Source organism: Enterococcus sp. DIV0660C (assembly GCF_017316125.1).
Classification (GTDB): Bacteria; Bacillota; Bacilli; order Lactobacillales; family Enterococcaceae; genus Enterococcus_B.
Map to the genome: position 1 here is coordinate 1 of NZ_JAFLWA010000023.1, position 15,397 is coordinate 15,397.

Sequence of the window (15,397 nt, forward strand, 5' to 3'; positions counted from 1 at the left end):
GTCTTTATGCGTTTTATACGAAACCTAGATTTTCTGCTCAATGATTAAAAATATAGCCCCAAATAAGTTTCAATCAATAAATCTGCTTAAAGCATCAGAGCAGAACGAGAAGTAATATCATAATTTTCATAAATATCTGTTGGCATAGAAGAGCTGAGCGTAACATCTGTTAACTTAGCTAGCGTGCTGTTGCCATTATTTGTAATAGAAAATAGATTAACCGATTCAACGTAGTTCATTTTTTTACGGTTTGGATAATCGTTTTTGTTTCACCACTCATCGATAAAAAGAGAACAATATCATCTTTTTTGGTAAACGTTGGCATCAATTCAATAAGATGTGATTCATACGTATAAAGTTTGGACTTATTCAGTTACAAAAATCGCTTGACAATGTACTCTGCAATCGGCTTTGTTATGCCAACGCCGGCGACATAGAGTGTGGAAGCCCCATGAATTTTTGCGCAATGTCTGTTAATTTATCTAAATCAGTGCCAGTTATCACCGCATCCAAATAAGATCGGTAACGTTCAGCCTGGTGGAGAGATGATGGTCTAACTGATTTGATTGGTGATTCTTGTGGTATCATAAAGAAAAACAAACATTCATAAGGAGAAATAATGGTTACTATTAAACAGATTGCTAAAGAATCCGGAGTCTCGAAGAGTACGGTTTCTCGTTATTTGAATAAAGGATACGTGAGTGAAGCAACGGCAGAAAAAATCGAAAAAATTATCAACAAATATAATTATTCGCCTAATGAGTTTGCTCGTAATCTAAAGAGCCAAAAAAGCAATTTCATCGGAGTGATTTCTCCCCGACTAACTTCGCCATCCATCATGGCAATTTTAAATGGAATTGATGAAGTTGCAAGAAAAAATGGGTTTCAAATGTTGATTTCTAATACCGAATTGGAAATCAAACGTGAGATTGAGAATATCTACAGTTTAGTGCAAAACAAAGTAGCTGGTATTATTTTATTGGCAACGGAAATTACGGAAGAACATATCAAAGTAGCGAATTCAATCGATGTGCCAATCTTGTTTGTCGGGCAATCGAATGAAGCAGTCTATTCCGTAGATCATGATAATTATCAAGCAGGTGTGAATCTTGCGCAAACTTTGCTGGAATATGGGCATAAAGAAGTAGTATATATTGGTGTGCCAGAAAATGATTTATCAGTTGGAATCAATCGAAAACAAGGGGTTGTGACCACTTTTCTTGATAAGGGGATCACACCACAGATTGTTTCTTCAACTTTTTATCCAGAAGATAATTATCAGTTAGGATTAGAATTACTACCTCAAAGTAATGCTAGTTTGGTTATCTGCGCGACAGATAGTATGGCGATGGGGGTAATTAAAGCTGCAAACCAATTGAATATTGCTATTGGTACCGAACTTTCGATTGCTGGATTTGGTGGTTATTCTTTTGGTGAGTATCTCTATCCACCGTTAACGACAGTTGACTTTCACCATCAATTTGTCGGTGAGAAGGCAGCGTACTTGATGACTGAGCTTTTAAAAGGAAATGAGATTGATCGACGAACAATCATTGATACGACAATGATTATCAGAAATAGTATATGTGCTGTCAAAAAATAGTTGACAGCGCATACATTTGCGTGTTACGCTGACCTTGTCAATAGGGGAACGGTTCCACAAGGCTATGAGGTTTTATTTTATTATTTTTTTAAGTAAAAATGGGAACGGTTCCACAAAAAATGAGGAGGAAGAACAAAATGGAAAATCGAGAGATTGCAACAGAAGTAATTAATGCCGTTGGTGGTACAGAAAACATTCGAAGCGTTGCGCATTGCGCGACTCGACTACGATTGATGGTCAACGATGAAAGTAAGATTGATAAAAAAAAGGTAGAAGATATTCCTAAAGTGAAAGGTGCATTTTTTAACTCTGGTCAATATCAGATTATTTTTGGAACGGGGACTGTGAATAAAATTTATGACGAAGTTGTTGGCTTAGGTGCTAACGAGTCTTCCACAACTGAAATGAAATCAGAGGCAGCTAAAAATGCGAATCCTTTTCAACGAATAGTGCGTACGTTTGGGGATGTCTTCGTGCCGATTATTCCAGTCTTAGTTGCAACGGGTCTGTTTATGGGGCTTCGCGGATTGATTACTCAACCACAAATTTTGCAACTGTTTGGTATGACACCTGATGCAATCAATTCGGACTTTCTTTTATACACGCAAGTTTTAACCGATACAGCGTTTGCCTTTCTCCCAGCTTTAGTCGCTTGGTCAACATTTAAAGTTTTTGGAGGTAGTCCAATTATCGGGATTGTTTTAGGATTAATGTTAGTTAATCCTGCTTTACCAAACGCTTATGCAGTAGCTTCCGGCGATGCTACACCAATTATGTTGTTGAATTTTATTCCGATTGTAGGCTATCAGGGAACTGTTTTACCAGCGTTTATTGCCGGTATCTTGGGTTCAAAATTGGAAAAAAGATTGCATAAGTCAGTACCAGATACGTTTGATTTATTAGTTACACCTTTTGTTACATTGTTAGTCATGAGCTTACTATCCTTGATGGTGATTGGACCAATTTTCCACTCTTTTGAAACAGTGGTCTTGAATGGAACAGAATTTGTCTTAGCTTTACCATTTGGTTTAGCTGGTTTGATTATTGGCTTTTTGAATCAGCTAGTCGTCGTAACTGGTGTACATCACATCTTTAATTTCTTAGAAGTTCAGCTTTTGGCAAATACTGGTGTGAACCCGTTTAATGCAATTATTACTTGTTCTATTGCAGCACAAGGTGGCGCCACTTTAGCTGTTGGCTTCAAAACGAAATCGAAAAAATTAAAGGCATTATGTTTTCCATCTGCCTTATCAGCTTTCTTAGGCATAACAGAACCAGCAATCTTCGGGGTAAACTTACGTTATGTAAAACCATTTATCATGGGGTTGATTGGTGGTGCTGTGGGTGGATTTGCAGCTAGTTTGCTACAATTAGCTGGAACTGGAATGGCAATTACAGTTATTCCTGGAACGTTGCTTTATTTAAACGGTCAATTATTACCTTATTTATTTGTAAATATCTTAGCAATCGGTGTAGCTTTTGTCTTGACGTACTTGTTCGGCTACCAAGAAAAAATGGAAGAAGAGCTGGGACAAGCATAGACAATTGGCTTTAGTAAGGAAGTGAAAGTTAGATGTTAGATGGTAAAGGAAAAGACAGTCGTTACCCATTGAGTTTTCATTGTACACCAGAAGAAGGGTTACTAAATGATCCAAATGGATTGATTGAATACCAAGGAGCGTATCATCTCTTTTATCAATGGAATTCCAAAGACTGCACTCATGATTATAAATCCTGGGGACATGTCGTTTCTCAGGACATGGTTCACTGGAAACGTTTGCCGGCAGCGTTGATTCCTAGTGAGTCTTATGACAAAGACGGAATTTATTCTGGATCAGCAATTGAAAAGGATGGCAAATTGTACTTGTTCTATACTGGAAATGTAATTAATCCTGATGAAAGTCGAAGTAGTTTTCAGTGTTGGGCAGTTTCAGAAAACGGTGTCGATTTTAAGAAATTAGGCCCACTTTTTGAACATCCTCAGGGGTATACACGCCATGTGCGTGATCCAAAAGTCTGGTTTGATAAAAAAACACATCAATGGCGTTTAGTGCTTGGAGCACAAACCTTAGCAGAACAAGGCACAATTCTCTGTTACTCGTCCACTGACTTTAAACAATGGCAGTTTGATGGTGAGCTTTTTGATCCAAGTGAAATGGACAAAATCTCTCAGCGAGGCTATATGTGGGAATGTCCCGATCTTTTCCAGGTGGATGGTCAAGATCTCTTGCTTTATTCGCCACAAGGATTAACCCCAGAGAGAGAACAGTATCAAAATATTTATCAAACGGTCTATTTGCCACTGACGAAAGAATGGCAGATTGTATCAGAACATGGATTGACAGAAATGGATTGGGGATTTGAATTTTATGCGCCTCAAACGTTTGAAACGACTGATGGGCGACGCATACTCTATGGTTGGATGGGTGTAATGCCACCTGAAAAGGAACAAGCACAACCAACAGTTGCAGAAAAGTGGGTGCATTGTTTAACGATTCCTCGTGAAGTAAACTTCCATGAGGGGCGACTTTGTCAAAAGCCTGTCCGAGAATTACAGCAGTTGCGTGGAGAACAGTCTTCTTTTGAGTTGATGGAAGACTGGGAATCTCCCTTGGCGGAATTTGGTTCAGAAATATGTCTAATATTTGATTCTCCGGTCAAAGAATTTCAATTTGAAGTCACAACAGGTTTCTCGTTAAAGTTTGATGCTCAGACAGCGAGGCTCGTATTGAGTCGAATAAATTGGGAGGATGGTAAAAAGGAATCTCGATGCTACCATTTAACTGAACCATTGAGAGAAATTCAGCTGATGATTGATGGGTCAGCCGTAGAAATTTTTGTAAACCATGGAGTAGCAGTAGCCTCGGCAAGGTTTTTCGCATCTGCGAAACCACAGCTTAAATATAATGGTAAGAATCAAGGACGGGGCGTACATTTCAGCTTGCGTGATTGTCGTTAAAAGAAAAACCACCATTTTTTTGGTGGTTTTTTGTGTGGATTTGGGACATTCTTTGAAAAGTAGTAAATAATACAAGATAAAAATCCTATGATTCTTATAAATAAGAATCATTTTTATTTAAAAAAAGTAGTCTAAGTACTCGTCAACTTTTTTATAGAGAATAGACATATTTTCAACTCTAGATTTTTTTAGTAAGTTAAAATTCTAGCTCAAGAAAATGGAACAGAGGAAGTTAGATTTGTAAACGTCTACTTAATTAAATAAATGATAAACTTTTGCTAGTAATAGACATGTCCTGAACGTTTTCTTGTTGCCAAATTCTATTCCGTGCTACAATTTCTTTAGTATTTTTTTGATAAAGGGGTCATGGAAGATGTTCGGGAAAAAGAGTAAACAAAAAGAGAAGCAGTTTAACCTACTAAGTGAAAAGAAATTCGATGAAATAGATGAGCTAGAGACACCGGAAGAACGAGAAGAATTTCAGTCGTTCTTTGCTGACGTGTTGAAACAATTTCCAAGTAAAACCTCCACTGCTATCATGAAATCCCTTGATAGTACAAAGGATAAAGCATTACAGTTGACGGCTGCTAGTCGGAGTCGCTTCGATAGCATTTTTGATGAATTTCTAGCAGATGTAGATCAAGAAACTCGTAAAAAATGTCATACAACAGTTCATGTGGCATCCTTAACAGCTGCAATCATTGGTTTATCACCAATTCCGTTTTCCGATGCGTTTTTATTAGTGCCAGTACAGTTGACGATGATGGCACGTTTACACAAAATATTTGGACAGTCTTGGTCGGAAAGTCTGGGTAAAAGTTTGACTAAAGAACTGGTAGTTGTTAGCCTGGGTCGTAGTGCAGTAGGTAATATTTTAAAATTTATTCCAGTAGTTGGAACAATCAGTGGCGGTGCGGTCAACGCCGTGGTTGCCATGGCAATTACGGAATCTCTTGGGTGGGTGACGGTCAAAATGTTGAATGATGGGGAAGATATCTTTGATCAGGTAATGTCGTTTAAGGGTCAATTTGATACGTTGTTCAAGGCAATTCAAGGAGTTAGTAAGAAAAAATAGCTAAAAGTTGACTATCTGATAGGTGGTCAGCTTTTTTTGATCTTTTTATGAAAATAAATTAAATAAACAAGTTTATTAGACTGATTGATAAATGGTCTAAAATATTTTTCGTTGAAGAGCCTATAAGCATAGTCATAGTCTTTTATTTTGACCTTACGGAATAGAAACAAGCTGAAAACAGTGATCTGCTTTCAGCTTGTTTGTTCTTTTTTGTGAGAAGTGTTTTTACATAGTGAAGTTTAGTCTTGAACAATAAAGAACTTTAGCTCAAAAAAATTTAATTTTTTAAGGAGCCTGCCTGTTTCACAAAATCATCCACTTCAAAACGTCGCTTTTGCTCGAGCGCATGGATACAGCGTTCAACCCAATTAAGTTTATCTGCATCATTTGTTAGCCGGTCATAATAGTTACTTACTTCTTGGTTATAGTTTTGGTTAAGTCTGGATAAGTGTTTGTTCCGACAACAAATGATTGAGGTAAACATGGTTTAACTGGCAGTTGTTCTGCTGGATAACCTAAGCACAAGACAAACAATGGCATCACTCGTTCTGGTAGATGAAATAAATCTGCTAATTGATCCATTTCATTTCGAACACCACCGATAATGACACCATCCAAGCCTAAAGTTTGCACTGCAATGAACGCTTTTTGTGTAGCTAAAGCTGCATCAACAACAGCGACTGTAAACAATTCTTTATTTTGGTATACTTTCGGATCAGTAACAGTTAAAAATTTTTCACTTCGATGTAAGTCTGCACAAAAAAGTAGAGTTAAGGGAGCTTTTTTCAGCCATTCTTGTCCACCAGAAATAGTAGCCAATTCCTCTCGTTTCAGGATCAGTCACTTCGATAATTGTATAGGCTTGAAGATAACTTGATGTTGGTGCCATTTGACTGCGTGCAAGTATGGTTTATTTAGTTTTTTCATCAATTGGTTGATCGGTATATTCACGTGTGGAACTGTGTTGCATCAAAAGATTGATTAGGTCCCTTTTCATATTCATTTTGTGAAGAAAATAAAGCAGTTTTTATTGACTTACCGGCCTGTGTGCCTATTTCACTATGGCTGTTATTTTTTACATATACTTTTTAGTATTTAGCAGACAAGTTTTTCTGTTTTATTTGAAATAGATGGACAGCACTTTCGATGATCAGTGCGATCGTTACAAGAAAGCTAAGTGAGAACAAGATGAAGGTAGTGGGCAAGGTAGCAGTTGCCAAAAAAGTTGCCATGGAAATGACAATCATTAGTTTCCAAAACACCCCAGTATGGTAAGCGAGTTCTTTCGCAAAACGAGAAACATCTAGTTGGCTGTCAGTCTGTTGATGAAAAACTGTGAGTCGTTTGCCTAACGAGCGGATACCAAGTACACCACTTAAAAACATCAATAACCAAATAAGCAAGACAATTCCATTAGTAAAAGAAAAGTTAACTCGTCGAAAACTGAGCCAAATAAGTAAAGCAGCTAGATAACTCAAAGACGAAGTGGCTAGCATTTCTAAAAATAGAGTCAAGGAAGACAATTTCTTTGTTGTAAGTTTGCGAATGAGCATGAAAGCAATCAATGATAAAAGAAAAAGGATCATTGTGCCTGTCATACGCGCACCTCTTTTTCAGAATCATTGGTCATTTGCAAAATGATTTTTCCAGTAGCATGACCAGATTGTGAATAAGTAAGGGCTTCTTCTATTTTGCTCAGTGGAACAATTCGATCAATCACCGGTTTAATTATTTCGGCTTCAATCAGTTGTCCTAAGATATCTAACTGTGTACCACTTGGTTTCATGAAAAGAAAAGTATAAGAGGCCTTTGTTTGTTTTTCTAATTTTGTTAGATTACGTGTCACGATTCCGAAAGCAAGTCGTTTCCAAAGAGGGACACCATATTCTTTACCAAATCGATAATTAGGTAACCCAGCAATGCTGACCACTTTTCCGCCAGGTTTGATGATTTTGAAGGCATCTTCTAATGTCGCACCACCACGTGTATCAAATACATAATCGTAGTCTTTTAAAACTTCTGCAAAGTTTGTTGTTTGATAATTAATTGGGTAATCAGCTCCTAATGATTTTACGAGATCAAAATTAGTTACAGAAGTAGTTGTGGCAACATAAGCACCTAAGTATTTTGCAATTTGGATCCCTATCGTTCCAATTCCTCCAGAACCGCCTTGAATCAAGACTTTCTCACCGGGTTGAATCTGCATAATATCATGTAAAGCTTGATAACTTGTTAGTCCAACTAAGGGGATCGAAGCAGCTTCTTCAAAGTTGATATTTTTGGGCTTGAGTGCGATATCTCCTTGATCGACAGAGATGTATTCGGCAAAGGTCCCAATTCGATTCTTTTGAACTCGTCCATAGACCGCATCTCCAACTGAATAGTTTGTTACTTTTTCGCCAACTGCCGTGACGATTCCAGCAAAGTCACTTCCCATAATCATGGGCATATCATAGCTAAGCAACATTTTAAGCCCGCCATCTTTGGTTTTTATATCGATCGGATTGATACTTGCAGCAACGATTTTCACTAATACATCATTCGAACGAATGTTCGGAATAGGAACCTCCTTGATTTTAGGCATCGGTTGTTTGTAAGTATCAATGACAGCCGCTTGCATTGTGTTTTTCATGATTGTTTCCTCCAATTTATACGTGTTTGATTTAATCGTTTAATATTTTGAACGAATCACTTTCACGAGTTTAGTTCATTGGTTTAAAAATGTCAACCAATAATCTCTGAGGAATCGAAAAACGACTTTCCTTCAGTACGAAAGTCGTTTTTGGTTTATCCAACGTAAAAACATGTACAATGTTTCGACTAATTGTATCAAGTTTATCAGACTGTCAGAGAGCGAGAGAACGATGTTTTTCTATTTATTGCATATTGACAAAAACGATTGTTAAAACGGGTATATACATGTATGAATATTCATTTGAATAAAATTTCATGTTATTTTTATGTTGACAAAGTAAAACTTACTTGATAAAGTGTCGTTGTTAAATCGTAAAGATTACGTTTTGCGATGAGCAAATCGAAAAAAAGGAGTGTTCCCATCAATGGCTAAAAAATCAAAAATAGCACACACAAGAAAACAGCAGGAGTTGATTGAGCAGTATGCAGAAATTCGAATTTCCGTTAAAAGCTGTCAACGGCTATGAAGGTTTGGCAATACTAACCAAAAATGCGAATCCTAATCGTTTGAAACGACGCGATCCAATAGATGGCAGTCCTCGAGGCTACGTGCAAAAATTTGGGATATCCCGAATCAGGTTCCGAGAATTAGCGCTTCAAGGTTTGATACCAGGGGTAAAAAAAGCAAGTTGATAAAAAAGAAAGAAAATCTGGAGGAATAAAGAATGGCAGTTCCAGCAAGAAAGACATCAAAAGCAAAAAAGAGATTACGTAGAGCACATTTAAAAATAGCGAAACCTGAAATTTCATTAGATGAAGAAATAGGTGATTATCGTCGCAGTCATCATGTTTCACTTAAAGGGTATTATAAAGGACGCAACGTAACTGGCAAAGAATGAGGGAGGATTAGGATTAAAATGAACATCATTTATCCACCACTAGTTGAACAAAGTTTTCAATTTTATCAGAAAAATAGTAACGAAGACTTCAGTAAAACGGCTCTTTATCGTTCAATGGTTGCTAATAAACTCATTACTGAGAACGGCCATCCAACAGCTGAAGCAATTGAAAGAGGACTTGTACGGGATTTTTATGAGGAAGAGGATCTTTTATTTGAAGAATTTTTAGCAATTTATCCAATTTTTACTGTGTATGAAACAGAACTTTTCCAAAAAATTGATGGGTTTTGGGAGATACCAGTTTCATTGAAAAATGAATTGATGATCCGACTTGATCACGGAAAATTTAGTTATGATGAACAAGTTCAAGTTGAAGCGTTTTTGTCAGAAAGATAAATCAGAAATGAAGGTGAAACGATTGAGACAAACAATTATTTTAGCGTGCGAAGAAACAGCTGAACGAATTTATTTAACAAGTAAAAATAAACGAAATACGCCAGAACGTTTAGTTTTGAAAAAATATTCGCCTAAATTACGTCGACGTGTAATTTTTAAAGAGGTGAAGTAAGCATTTTTGAAGAAGAAAGGTGATTTCGTTGGGGATACCGATAACAATCGTATCTGGCTTTTTAGGAGCTGGAAAAACAACCTTGATCAACCAGGCGTTAAACGCATCCGAGCTGCCAAGAGAAGAAATAATTATTATTGAAAATGAGGTCGGACAAACAGGAATCGACCACGAACTCTTACTGCACACAAAGGAGCGTGTTTTACAATTGAACAACGGCTGCATGTGTTGTAGCTTGAGAGAAGATTTGATAACAACTTTAGCAAGCATTGAAGAAGTGACCAAAGAATGGCAAGTTCCTTTGTCTCAAATTATTATTGAAACAACAGGAATTGCTGATCCTCAGCCAATTATCCAAACGATTTTAACTACGCCTATCCTGCGAAATACTTATTATATTGATAGTCTTTTGACTGTCGTGGATAGGCAAAATTGTTCGATATATCAAAATGAGCCAGTCAGCCTGAAACAAATTGCGCTGGCAGATCGAATTGTTTTTGCGTTAAAAGAAGGAGATACCGTCAGCAATTGCTCAGAAATAGTAGCAACATTGACTGAAATCAATCCATTAGCCGATTTTATTTATTTTTCGGAAACAGCCCCGATTACTGCAACCGACTTTTTTCACTTAGACAAATTTCAGGCAACGGAAGGGTTAAACGAATCTCTGGCAACCCAAACTGAGGTTGAAAGGACAAATGAGCCTCACTCTAGAGATCATCATCACAAAGACCTACATGGTCACTCACACAGGTCAGCCGTTCATCAACATGACGAGCATGGTTTCCAAACCGTCTTACTGACTACAGAATGTGAATTAAATGAAGCTGCATTAATACGCTGGATTGATTGGTTATTATTTGCCAATCAAGAATTGTATCGTTTTAAAGGAATCATTGCACTAGAAAACCGTGAATTAGCAGTTGCTGTCCAAGGTGTCAATCAGCAAGTGAGCTTTCAACTGACTCCGCTAGAAAAAACGACAACGAAAATCGTACTTATTGGAAAAAATTTAGCATCGAAAAAAATAGAAGAAACATTTAATCAATTGTGCATTACTTATAAGCAATAAGAAGGAGAAATCAATGGAGAAAACAGACCTTTCAAGTGCGTATCGACGATTAAAAAGTCCGAATATCAAGACAAGAAAACGAGCATTAAAGATTATCAAAGAATATAAGCAAAATAAAAAGCGAGCTAGTTGAACGAAAAGGAGAAATCAAATGAACAAGTGGAAAATTGGTTTGTTTAGTCTACTATTAGCAAGCGTATTAGGCGCGTGCAGTACGAATAGTCCAACAAGTAAAGAAACCGAAAAAGAAAAACTGTCAGTTATCACAACTTTTTATCCTATGTATGAATTCACGAAGAATATTGTCGGAGATGAAGGCGAGGTCAAGTTGTTGATTCCAGCTGGAACGGAGCCACATGATTATGAACCATCTGCTAAGGAAATCGCAAGTATTCATGATGCAGATGTCTTTGTTTATCATAATGAAAATATGGAAACTTGGGTGCCACAAGCTGAGAAGAGTTGGAAAAAAGGTGCACCTAATGTAATCAAAGGAACCAATGGGATGGTGTTGTTACCTGGAAGTGAGGAAGAACATGATCATGACCACGGGGAAGAAGGACATCATCATGAGTTAGATCCCCATACATGGGTCTCACCTAAGATGGCGATTAAAGAAGTGACATCTATCAAGGAACAATTAGAACAACTTTATCCGAAGAAAAAGAAAACTTTTGAAACAAATGCAGAAACGTATCTAACAAAATTAAAAAAATTAGATGAAGAGTACACAGAAAAATTAAGTACAGCTAAGCAAAAAAACTTTGTGACACAACATGCTGCTTTTGGATACCTGGCTTTAGATTATGGATTGAATCAAGTTCCGATTGCAGGTTTGTCTCCAGATCAAGAGCCTTCACCAAGTCGCCTAGCAGAGCTAAAAGAATATGTTCAAGAAAATGAGATCAAATACATCTATTTTGAAGAAAATGCCGAAGATAAAATTGCAAAAACGTTAGCTGATGAGGCAAAAGTTAAACTCGAAGTATTAAATCCTGTCGAAAGTTTAACAAAAGAGCAGATGGCAAATGGGGAAGATTATCTTTCGGTGATGAAAGATAATCTAACTGCTTTGGAAAAAACAACAAGTGTTGCAGGTAAAGAAATCAAACAAGAAAACGCAGCGAAATCGACTAAGACTGTTGCTAATGGCTACTTTGAAGACGATGCAGTCAAAGACCGAACATTAGCTGATTATGCAGGTGAGTGGCAATCCCTTTATCCTCTGCTAAAAGAAGGCGATTTAGATCAAGTTTTCGACTATAAAGCAAAATTGAATAAAGACAAAACAGCACAGGAATATAAATCTTATTACGCAACTGGTTATAAAACAACTGTCGATAAAATGACAATCACAGATCATACGATTGACTTTGTTGTCGATGGCCAGCATCACCAATATGAATACAACTATGCTGGTTACAAGATTTTAAATTATGAAAAGGGAAATCGTGGCGTACGTTTTCTTTTTGAAACAGCTGATAAGGATGCCGGAGAATTCAAATATGTGCAATTTAGCGATCACAATATTGCACCAGTTAAAGCAGAACATTTTCATGTCTTTTTTGGAGGAGAGAGCCAACAGAAACTTTTCAACGAGTTAACTAACTGGCCCACTTTTTATCCAGCTGATTTGACTTCACAAGAAATTGCACAGGAAATGATTGCACATTAAGACTTATGTATGATAGCAAAAAACGAGGACTTTTGAAGTCCTCGTTTTTAGTTTAGTGTGCGTATAAGAAAGCAGATAGGAGGTGCAAATAATCAACATGACCAATAAACATTCAGACAATCCCCAACATTTTCAAGTCAACTATTGATCGCCATCTTTCAGATGGAACAATAATCAAAAATAATTCCTCCCAAATAATAATTGTATTTTAACAATATAATTGCTTGGAAAACCAGTAAAGTAATATGTAACGAGTGAACAATTTAGTTATAAAAAAATAGCAATCGGTAGTTGGGTTAGTAAAATAATGATATACTGAGAAAAAGAACCTTGAAATCTAAATAAGTGAAGACCAATAGAAGCATCCAAACTGAAGCCTTGCTATGGGTGAATAGTGCGATTACGGAACCTCAAAAATTTTTATCCGAGGTTTTAGAGCTATGCTGTTTTGAATGCTTCCAAAACTAATCAGTGGGAAGAATTTCAACTGGAATTGTTTTAGAGCTATGCTGTTTTGAATGCTTCCAAAACTAACTGTCATCTTAGACCTACCCTTTTAGTGTTTTAGAGCTATGCTGTTTTGAATGCTTCCAAAACTTTGGAAAAATTTAAATGCTTTGGTTGATAGTTTTAGAGCTATGCTGTTTTGAATGCTTCCAAAACAACAGTATCAGATGAGTTTGTTCGAGGAATGTTTTAGAGCTATGCTGTTTTGAATGCTTCCAAAACATCTCGAACGAAAAAGACACTCAATAGAATGTTTTAGAGCTATGCTGTTTTGAATGCTTCCCAATTAAGAATAGCTGTGTTTATCAATAGTAGAATAAGCAAAAGAGGATTTCCAACTGAGCCATTTGAAGGAAACGCGTTTGCAGTAACTAGCCATATTCGTCAGAAAAATAGCAAATAATTTTTTGATAGTGATTCCAAAAAAACCACCAACTAGTTGGTGGTTTTTTTATTGGGTAAATATTTGGGAATAACAAACATGAGAAAATATCGTACTAATAAATTAAGTTGGAAGATAGGGATAATTTATTAGTATAGATATTATTATAACGTATTTAAAACACGTTTATGATTTGTTTTTTTTATAGTTATTATTATCTTTTTTACCTAAATCAGGTTGCCTGAAATTGACTATTGTAAAGTGAACGATAGAGTGTTGGACGTTTCAACAGTTGTTTATGCGTTCCTTTTTCAATGATATCGCCCTTATCCATTACTAAAATTAAATCAGCATTTTCAATGGTAGATAGGCGGTGGGCAATGACGAAACTCGTCCGATTTTGTGTTAACGAGTTCATTGCTTCTTGGATTTGTAATTCTGTTCGAGTATCTACACTTGAAGTCGCTTCATCTAAAATAACCACTGGTGGATTTGCCAAAATGACACGAGCAATGGTCAACAGTTGTTGCTGACCTTGCGATAGGCCTCCGCCATTGTCACTAGTTACGATGGAATCATAGCCATTAGGAAGTGTCAGAATAAAGTGATGACACTGAGCAATTTTAGCTGCTTGGATAATTTCTTCTCGCGTAGCATCCATTTTTCCATATGCGATATTTTCAGCAATCGTACCTTCAAATAACCAAGTATTTTGTAAGACCATTCCAAATAGGGAACGAAGATTTTCTCTTGGAAGATCAGTCGTTGGAATTCCATCGAATTCGATTTGACCGGATTCGATGTCATAAAAGCGCATAAGCAGATTGACGAGTGTTGTTTTACCGGCGCCGGTTGGCCCAACAATGGCGATTTTCTGATTTGCTTTCGCATCAAAATCAACTTTCTTCATCAATGTTTTGTCAGGTGAATAACCGAAGCGAACATCTTTGAATCGGATATTTCCAGCAGGCTGTTGAATGGTTCTTCGACTTGTATCTGCTTGTTCTTCTTCATGATCTAAGATATAGAAGATTCGTTCAATCGAAGCCATAGCAGCTTGAATCGAGTTAATGACATAAGAGGCTGTTGAAATTGGTTCAGAAATTTGATTGATATATTGCAGATAAGCTTGCAAGAACCCAATCGTTATTCCACCACTCAGTACGGTCATTGCACCAAAAATTGCACTAAAAATGAATGCAGATTGGTTAATGAAACGTGACAAAGGATAGATGGCAAAGTTTAAGAATTGCGCACGTTTAAATACAGTGTAGTGCTCCTCAATTGTCTGACTGATAGCAGCCATTTGTTGATTCTCTTGGTTAAAGGATTTTGACACGATGACGCCAGAAAGATATTCTTCCATCTCGTTGTTGATACTACCCAGCTTCACTTGCGCTTTGTCTGCGACTTCTTTATTTATCATTGAAAATTTGTGCGTTACCAGTCCACTAAGAACCAGTAAACCGATCACTAAGATTGACATCTTACTGTCGATATAAATCAACATGATTCCTGCAAAAAGAATAGTTACTATAGATGTGAATAGTTGGTTGACACCAGTCAATAACACTTGAGAAAGCTGATTCAACCCAGTAGTCGTTCGACTAATCAGATCGCCCACCTGATGATTATCAAAAAAAGACATCGGTAATTTTTTGATTTTTTTCGTAATCAGTTTTCGAGTATTCAAAGTAAGTCGTTCGCTCAATGTCGCCATTGCTCGTTCTTGAACGTAAGAAAGTCCACTGCTGATTAGCGAAAACAGGACTAAAAGTAAGACCGTTGGAAGTAATTGCTCTGTAAGTAAACCAAGAGTCACTGACAATGGTTCTTTCAGTTGGATGATTGCAACGATTTTATCAATACCTAATGCCATCAGGAAGGTCATTGCAACCACTAAAATATTTCCAAGCAAACTACAAAACATCAATAGATAAAAATATTTATGTTCAGAACGATGTAATTTCCAAAAGCGATACATCACATGTTTTTTATTCGCCACCATGTTGTTTTGTTTCAT

At 36.8% G+C, this 15,397-nt stretch carries 13 protein-coding genes, 2 pseudogenes and 1 CRISPR repeat array; of the genes and pseudogenes, 11 read left to right on the top strand and 4 right to left on the bottom strand.

What is annotated here, in order from left to right:
- Positions 1 to 619: 619 nt before the first annotated feature.
- The 4 genes and pseudogenes from DOK81_RS06765 (at position 620) to DOK81_RS06780 (ending at position 5,637) form a co-directional block, all read left to right on the top strand.
- Positions 620 to 1,603, top strand: coding sequence for a LacI family DNA-binding transcriptional regulator (locus DOK81_RS06765; protein WP_206909535.1), 984 nt, complete (start codon positions 620 to 622; stop codon positions 1,601 to 1,603).
- Between the two features lie 137 nt (positions 1,604 to 1,740).
- Positions 1,741 to 3,117 (top strand): annotated as a pseudogene (locus DOK81_RS06770) (sucrose-specific PTS transporter subunit IIBC); the annotation flags it as partial.
- 59 nt (positions 3,118 to 3,176) lie between these two features.
- Positions 3,177 to 4,562: a sucrose-6-phosphate hydrolase gene (locus DOK81_RS06775; RefSeq protein ID WP_206909538.1), complete on the top strand. Its 1,386-nt coding sequence runs from the start codon at positions 3,177 to 3,179 to the stop codon at positions 4,560 to 4,562.
- A gap of 373 nt (positions 4,563 to 4,935) precedes the next feature.
- A complete protein-coding gene (locus DOK81_RS06780; protein WP_206909540.1) occupies positions 4,936 to 5,637 on the top strand; it encodes a YcjF family protein in 702 nt (233 codons plus the stop codon).
- Between the two features lie 411 nt (positions 5,638 to 6,048).
- Here DOK81_RS06780 and DOK81_RS12295 read toward each other — a convergent pair whose 3' ends face one another.
- The 3 genes from DOK81_RS12295 to DOK81_RS06795 form a co-directional block, all read right to left on the bottom strand.
- Complete coding sequence (locus tag DOK81_RS12295; protein WP_242589940.1) at positions 6,049 to 6,456, bottom strand: nitroreductase family protein; 408 nt, start codon at positions 6,454 to 6,456, stop codon at positions 6,049 to 6,051.
- A 269-nt stretch (positions 6,457 to 6,725) separates the two neighbouring features.
- The gene (locus DOK81_RS06790; RefSeq protein WP_206909541.1) at positions 6,726 to 7,235 is read right to left on the bottom strand and encodes a hypothetical protein; all 510 of its coding nucleotides are present in this window, start codon (positions 7,233 to 7,235) and stop codon (positions 6,726 to 6,728) included.
- Positions 7,232 to 8,257 carry an NADP-dependent oxidoreductase gene (locus tag DOK81_RS06795; protein WP_206909648.1) on the bottom strand — a complete coding sequence of 342 codons (1,026 nt, stop codon included), beginning with the start codon at positions 8,255 to 8,257 and terminating at the stop codon, positions 7,232 to 7,234. Before DOK81_RS06795 ends, DOK81_RS06790 begins: the two co-directional genes overlap by 4 nt.
- A gap of 439 nt (positions 8,258 to 8,696) precedes the next feature.
- On the opposite strand from DOK81_RS06795, the pseudogene rpsN reads away from it, so the two are divergent.
- The 7 genes and pseudogenes from rpsN (at position 8,697) to DOK81_RS06830 (ending at position 12,485) form a co-directional block, all read left to right on the top strand.
- A pseudogene (gene rpsN / locus DOK81_RS06800) lies at positions 8,697 to 8,964 on the top strand (30S ribosomal protein S14).
- A gap of 32 nt (positions 8,965 to 8,996) precedes the next feature.
- On the top strand, positions 8,997 to 9,170 hold the full coding sequence (rpmF, locus tag DOK81_RS06805) for a 50S ribosomal protein L32 (protein ID WP_206909542.1): 174 nt from the start codon (positions 8,997 to 8,999) through the stop codon (positions 9,168 to 9,170).
- 18 nt (positions 9,171 to 9,188) lie between these two features.
- Entirely contained in the window at positions 9,189 to 9,566 is a 378-nt protein-coding gene (locus DOK81_RS06810) for a hypothetical protein (protein WP_206909543.1), read from the top strand.
- A gap of 7 nt (positions 9,567 to 9,573) precedes the next feature.
- Positions 9,574 to 9,738, top strand: coding sequence for a 50S ribosomal protein L33 (rpmG, locus tag DOK81_RS06815; protein ID WP_277988516.1), 165 nt, complete (start codon positions 9,574 to 9,576; stop codon positions 9,736 to 9,738).
- A gap of 28 nt (positions 9,739 to 9,766) precedes the next feature.
- Positions 9,767 to 10,810 carry a GTP-binding protein gene (locus DOK81_RS06820; RefSeq protein WP_206909545.1) on the top strand — a complete coding sequence of 348 codons (1,044 nt, stop codon included), beginning with the start codon at positions 9,767 to 9,769 and terminating at the stop codon, positions 10,808 to 10,810.
- A 13-nt stretch (positions 10,811 to 10,823) separates the two neighbouring features.
- Positions 10,824 to 10,943, top strand: coding sequence for a putative metal homeostasis protein (locus tag DOK81_RS06825; protein ID WP_206909546.1), 120 nt, complete (start codon positions 10,824 to 10,826; stop codon positions 10,941 to 10,943).
- Positions 10,944 to 10,961: 18 nt separating this feature from the next.
- Positions 10,962 to 12,485, top strand: coding sequence for a zinc ABC transporter substrate-binding protein AdcA (locus DOK81_RS06830; RefSeq protein ID WP_206909548.1), 1,524 nt, complete (start codon positions 10,962 to 10,964; stop codon positions 12,483 to 12,485).
- A gap of 429 nt (positions 12,486 to 12,914) precedes the next feature.
- Positions 12,915 to 13,280: a CRISPR direct-repeat array (repeat unit 36 nt; unit sequence GTTTTAGAGCTATGCTGTTTTGAATGCTTCCAAAAC).
- A gap of 326 nt (positions 13,281 to 13,606) precedes the next feature.
- Here the strand turns inward: DOK81_RS06830 and DOK81_RS06835 are convergent.
- Positions 13,607 to 15,397 (bottom strand): ABC transporter ATP-binding protein, encoded by a 1,791-nt coding sequence (locus DOK81_RS06835; RefSeq protein WP_206909550.1) that lies wholly within the window; start codon positions 15,395 to 15,397, stop codon positions 13,607 to 13,609.

Coding starts and splice junctions, on each gene's coding strand:
- DOK81_RS06765 (WP_206909535.1), top strand. CDS start 620: ATGGTTACTATTAAACAGATTGCTAAAGAATCCGGAGTCTCGAAGAGT.
- DOK81_RS06825 (WP_206909546.1), top strand. CDS start 10,824: ATGGAGAAAACAGACCTTTCAAGTGCGTATCGACGATTAAAAAGTCCG.
- rpmG (WP_277988516.1), top strand. CDS start 9,574: ATGAAGGTGAAACGATTGAGACAAACAATTATTTTAGCGTGCGAAGAA.
- rpmF (WP_206909542.1), top strand. CDS start 8,997: ATGGCAGTTCCAGCAAGAAAGACATCAAAAGCAAAAAAGAGATTACGT.
- DOK81_RS06830 (WP_206909548.1), top strand. CDS start 10,962: ATGAACAAGTGGAAAATTGGTTTGTTTAGTCTACTATTAGCAAGCGTA.
- DOK81_RS06835 (WP_206909550.1), bottom strand. CDS start 15,397: ATGAAACAAAACAACATGGTGGCGAATAAAAAACATGTGATGTATCGC.
- DOK81_RS06810 (WP_206909543.1), top strand. CDS start 9,189: ATGAACATCATTTATCCACCACTAGTTGAACAAAGTTTTCAATTTTAT.
- DOK81_RS06775 (WP_206909538.1), top strand. CDS start 3,177: ATGTTAGATGGTAAAGGAAAAGACAGTCGTTACCCATTGAGTTTTCAT.
- DOK81_RS06780 (WP_206909540.1), top strand. CDS start 4,936: ATGTTCGGGAAAAAGAGTAAACAAAAAGAGAAGCAGTTTAACCTACTA.
- DOK81_RS06795 (WP_206909648.1), bottom strand. CDS start 8,257: ATGCAAGCGGCTGTCATTGATACTTACAAACAACCGATGCCTAAAATC.
- DOK81_RS06790 (WP_206909541.1), bottom strand. CDS start 7,235: ATGACAGGCACAATGATCCTTTTTCTTTTATCATTGATTGCTTTCATG.